Below are 5,125 nucleotides of genomic sequence, written 5' to 3'. Positions count from 1 at the left end.
CAGCTACAGGTCGCAAACTGCCATCAAGAGACACTTCTCCGAGAAATAGGTGGTCTCCCAATAACTGAGGATTTAACTGTTCCGATGCCGCTAAAATACCAATACTGATCGGTAAATCAAAACTAGGACCTTCTTTCCGTAAGTCAGCCGGAGCCAGATTAATCACAATTTTGCGCATCGGAAAGGCAAAACCAGCATTTTTCAGTGCTGCTTTCACCCGTTCTCGGGACTCTTGGACAGCAGTATCCGGTAAACCAACCACTACAATTCCCGGTAAGCCACCGGACACATCTACTTCAACCCCTACTTTTACAGCATCAATGCCGATAATTGAACCACTCCAAACCCTAGCCAGCATAGTGTTAGCCTGATACGTGTTTTAGGACAAGGAAAAAAAAATAAGGGGAGAGTGGGAAAACTCCCCATCTCCCCATTACCAGTCTCACTTTTTCCTTCGTTTCTCTTTTTAGGAACCTTCACTTAAGGGCAAGTATAGTGCTTATCGCCTGGAGAGTTTAACCGGAAAATTACATAAATACTGATATCCTTTCCATAAAAGGGATGTAACCTAGTATTTTCGGGGAATCGGTAATCGGTAATCGGTAATCGGTAATCGGTAATCTTACGAGCATTAGCCATTAGCCATTAGCAATTACCAAAAATCCAGGGACTACTTGGGAAGACATTAATCCAACAGCCCCTTAAGGCGTCAAGTAGGAATTGATCTGATTCGCCGTATCTTGCGCCAGGAAAGGAACGCTGGGCGGCTCGAATGCCTTGGGCGAGGACCAGATGCCCGTTGGCGGAAGAAATAGGTACTGTACCTATTAAATAGGTACTGACCAGCTAGTTAGTACCTATTTAAGGGTAATTTCCGTTGGAGAAGCTGTGTGCTCAGGCTTGTGTCCGCACCTTCAAAGCCCCGTGGCAAGCACAACCGTTGCTCATCTAACTCCCCATCTCCCCATCTCCCCACACTTACCATGCTTACCATGCTTACCATACCTCCCTCTCTGTCCCTGTTCCGGTGATCCGCTGCATCTAGCTTTTATCATAGCTATGAGGTACACATTATTTTTTCCCTCTTCCCTCACTTCCCCTCCTGGGAGGGGTTAGGGGTGGGTTCCTCTTCCCTGCTCCCTGCTCCCTGCTCCCTAAAACCCAGAGATTTGTACCTCATGGGTATAATAATTGCTAGATTACAAATATTTTTCTACTAAGGCAAGAATCTTCTGTTCTTGAAACCCATGGGCTAACTCTTTGAGGTTGTTAGCAAAAGTCATGTATTTGTGATCGAGTTCTTCGAGGTATATAGCTCGCTCCCGAATTTTTTTCATACTGCCCAACATCGCCAACTCATAGAGCACTTCCATCTCTTCTAGTGGCGGAATCACTAGTTCAGTTGGTTCCACTGAACCGTTTTCAGAGTTCATCTTTGAAACCTGATCATTCTGTTCGTACACCCACTCCAGATGTAAATACTTTCCTAACAAGGTCAATAACTTTGGTTCATCTACGGGTTTGGACAAAAAGGCATCACAACCGGCAATTTGACTCTTTTTCTGATCCATATCCAGTACGCTAGCAGAGATAGCAATAATTGGCACTTCTCTAATCTTTGGGATTTGGCGAATTTCCTTAATAGCTTCAAACCCACTTTTAACCGGCATAACTAAATCGCTCAAAATCATATCCGGTTGAATTTGCTGAGCCAAGTCCACTTCCTGCTGACCATCTTCACCAGTGACCACCTCAAATCCCAAGGGTGCAAGCATATTTTCAAGAACTAAGCGGTTTTCGAGTTTGTCATCTACCACCAATATGGTACGTTTTTTACCTCGATATCCTATAATTTTATCTGGGATTTCAGCTTGAGTTTCTCCACTGATTGCTGCCAGAGTAAAACTAACTTCAAACCAGAACCTTGACCCTTTCCCCAATTCACTGGTGACCTTGAGCTCACCACCCATCAATTCGACCAATTGCTTAGTGATAGCTAATCCTAACCCTGTGCCCTCAGACCGACGTTGACTATCACCCACTTGTTCAAAAGGTAGGAATATTTTCTCTAACTGTTGGGGAGTCATACCAACCCCAGTGTCAATAATATCAAAACAAATAGTAGAAGTATTAAATTGAGACTCCTTAACCCTCACCCCCAAGGTAACTTGACCTTGCTCGGTAAATTTAATGGCGTTTCCTAACAAGTTTAGTAAGACTTGTCGAAGTCGTTTTTCATCAGCTATAATTCCAATAGGTAAGTTAGCGTCAGGTTGGTATTTGAACAAAATATCTTTCTCCAACGCCCGCATTTTTATCACTCCCACAACACTGTCGAGGAAGTTAGCAAAATGGATATCATCGGAGTGGATTTCCATTTTACGGGCTTCGATTTTGGATAGGTCTAAGATATCGTTGATTAGGGTCAACAAATGAATCCCGCTTTGGTGGATAATTTCTAAACCATCGGTTTGGCGGGAACTGAGATTATGTTCTCGCTTAAGAATTTGAGCATAGCCAAGAATGCCGTTGAGGGGGGTGCGCAATTCATGACTCATATTTGATAGAAATTCGCTTTTAGCCTGGTTGGCAACTTCTGCTTTGTCTTTCGCCTCTGCTAGTTCCGCCGTGCGTGCTTCGACCCGTTGCTCTAAGGTTTCAAAGGATTCTTTCAGTTGCAGTGCCATTTGGTTAAAGGATTCACTCAATTCCCCCACTTCATCGGAGCGCTTAATCGCTACAGTTTTATTCCATTTCCCTTTAGCAATGTCTTTAGCAGCCCTATTGAGATGTAAAATCGGTTTTATTACCCACCGTGCCGTAAAAATGCCGATGATTGTTGCTACAATTAAAGCGTAAATACACAGCAGTATCGAGAGCCTGGTATTGGCGTTAATTTCCGCCATAAAATCCGATTCTGGTATGACCACTACTACTAGCCAATCCAAACCACGCTGCTTATTAAGAGGAGTAACTTGCACAAATTGACGTTCTCCATCAAGCTTAAGATTAAACTGCTGTGCTGCTTCAATTTTGGAAAGATTGCCAAGGTTTTCAAGCAAATACTGTGCTGTAATTTTGGTTAATGGGTTTTGACTATCTGTTGCCTTCAGTCGTTTAGGTTGATTGTCTTGATTGCTGATTACAAATGGTTGTTCAGATGTTGAACTAGCAATTAACTCTCCTGACGGTTCTAAAAGAAAAACTTGACCAGAAGGACTGATGGTGATTCCCCGCAGGAAATCACTAATCAGGCTCAGAATAAGATCAACAACTATAACACCATGAAAATTTCCTGCCTGGTCTTGAACAGGAGCAGATAAAGTGATTCCGAGTTTGCCATCATCAGAAAAGTTGTAAATTTTGCTCCATCTGGGTAATGGTGACTCTACCGCACTGATATACCAAGGTCTTTTTCGCGGATAGAAGGGTTTTGAGACCAACAACTTAGTCCGCTGACCTTGGTCGTCTAAAGCATAGGTATGGCGAATCGGGAAATCGACAAAGTCCTTAACAACAAAGCTTCCATCTGGCTCGCGTCTGGAAAAGGCATATTCTAGCTTTTCTGGATTGCCTACCATATAAATGGAACGAACAGACTTACAGAGTTTTAATTGTTTCCATAAGTGACGTTCCAAGACAGTAAGATTGTTAAAACTTAATTGTTGGAGCTGCCAAGCATTGATATTACTCTGAACAAGAAGAGAAGGGTGATTTAAGTAATGCTTGAGATGCTCTTGGACGCGGTTAGTGATTTCGCTCTGTAACTGGAATGCAAGTTTATTAACCGCTTTTTCGCCATTTCTAAAGGAGAGATATCCTACTAATCCAACCGCTGTAAAGATCTGCAATACAAAAGGAACAATCAGGACAGTTCCTAAGGAAACCTTGGAAACCAAACGGTTGAGGGGTTTGATGGTCATCGTCATGACTTTGAAAAAACAATTTAGGTGCGCTTTCCAATGGCCGGGGAACCCGGCCTTGGGTCGCACCTGCTGTTCAACCTTGAGCTAGATTCCAGCCAAGCTGAAATGATGGTATTGCTAGCAATCGGCTGTTGACGATGAGATCGTGATCAGGATTGCTCTGATCTTAGTTTTCCCCAAAAAAAAGAACTAAACATAGCAAGGAAAGTATAGTTTCGGACATAAATGTTTTAGTTTAAAGAAAACAGGAATCCCCCTTGATATAGCGCTACGCGCAAGCCATAACTTACTTTTGACTTCTGACTTCTAACTTCTGACTTGCGCGTAGCGCTATACCTTGTTCAGAGCTTGGTCAAAGGCCGTCAACAGGGATTCCAAGGAAAAAGTAGACTTAGCATGGATATAACCCCGCTCGGCTAGCCTATCTGCAGCGCTTGGATCACTGAGCAAATTACCAATTACCTTAGCCAGTGCTGCTGAATCTCCTGGGGGTACCAAGTGACCAGTCACGCCATCCTGAATCAATTCCACTGCACCACCAGCCGCAGCAGCAACGACTGGTCGTTTTGCCCACTGACCCTCGACAATCACCCGACCAAAGGGTTCCGGTTCAGTAGAGGTATGGACTACAATATTGCAAGCAGACATCAATGCTGGCACGTCATTGCGAAATCCCAGCATGTGAACACGACCAGCAAGTTCTGGTGCCGCAGCCATGGCTTCGAGCCTTGAGGCGTATTCTGCTTCACCAAATAGGGCTTCACCAACCAACAGGGCGTGTACATTGGGGAGTTCCCGTAAGGCTTCTAGTAAAATATGCTGACCTTTCCAGTAAGATAGCCTACTGAATACACCAACTAGTGGAGCATCACCAATGCCCAGCTGGTCACGGATTTGAGCGGATTGATCCGATGCCAGATTATCGAAAGGGTCTGAACGAATGCCGTTGTAAACCAGTGTGACTAGGTCTTCGCGTCCCCCAGCAGCGATAAAGGCTTCACCAGTAGCACGAGAATTGACCAATACTTGAGATACTCGACGATTAGCTAGGAAAACAGCTATGGCACGATTGACTGAGCTAAAGTGTTGTGCAGTCACAATATCTCGCAGGTGCCAAACCACGGTGGGACCGCCCATCAATGTTGCGATCGCAGCACCAATGAATGCTTTTTGGGAGTTGGCGTGTACTAGCTCAAACA

General features: G+C 44.3%; 5 protein-coding genes. All 5 read right to left on the bottom strand.

Annotated elements, in window-relative coordinates; genetic code table 11:
- Positions 1 to 358 (bottom strand): magnesium chelatase domain-containing protein (locus F6K52_RS32065; RefSeq protein WP_293088444.1); only part of this gene is annotated, 358 nt, incomplete at its 3' end.
- Positions 359 to 480: 122 nt separating this feature from the next.
- On the bottom strand, positions 481 to 639 hold the full coding sequence (locus F6K52_RS32060; RefSeq protein ID WP_293088442.1) for a hypothetical protein: 159 nt from the start codon (positions 637 to 639) through the stop codon (positions 481 to 483).
- Between the two features lie 211 nt (positions 640 to 850).
- The gene (locus F6K52_RS32055; protein ID WP_293088440.1) at positions 851 to 1,003 is read right to left on the bottom strand and encodes a hypothetical protein; all 153 of its coding nucleotides are present in this window, start codon (positions 1,001 to 1,003) and stop codon (positions 851 to 853) included.
- A gap of 196 nt (positions 1,004 to 1,199) precedes the next feature.
- Complete coding sequence (locus F6K52_RS32050) at positions 1,200 to 3,923, bottom strand: hybrid sensor histidine kinase/response regulator (RefSeq protein ID WP_293088438.1); 2,724 nt, start codon at positions 3,921 to 3,923, stop codon at positions 1,200 to 1,202.
- A gap of 333 nt (positions 3,924 to 4,256) precedes the next feature.
- The coding region (locus F6K52_RS32045) for a glycosyltransferase family 4 protein (protein ID WP_293088436.1) at positions 4,257 to 5,125 on the bottom strand (869 nt) is incomplete at its 5' end.

It is taken from the genome of Moorena sp. SIO3H5 (assembly GCF_010692395.1).
Classification (GTDB): Bacteria; Cyanobacteriota; Cyanobacteriia; order Cyanobacteriales; family Coleofasciculaceae; genus Moorena.
Note: the sequence above shows the minus strand (reverse complement) of the source record. Positions and strands in the feature narration are given on the sequence as shown.

Bases quoted from the DNA above. Each gene is read 5' to 3' on its own strand.
- F6K52_RS32055 (WP_293088440.1), bottom strand. From the start codon at position 1,003: ATGGTAAGCATGGTAAGCATGGTAAGTGTGGGGAGATGGGGAGATGGG.
- F6K52_RS32060 (WP_293088442.1), bottom strand. From the start codon at position 639: ATGGCTAATGCTCGTAAGATTACCGATTACCGATTACCGATTACCGAT.
- F6K52_RS32050 (WP_293088438.1), bottom strand. From the start codon at position 3,923: ATGACCATCAAACCCCTCAACCGTTTGGTTTCCAAGGTTTCCTTAGGA.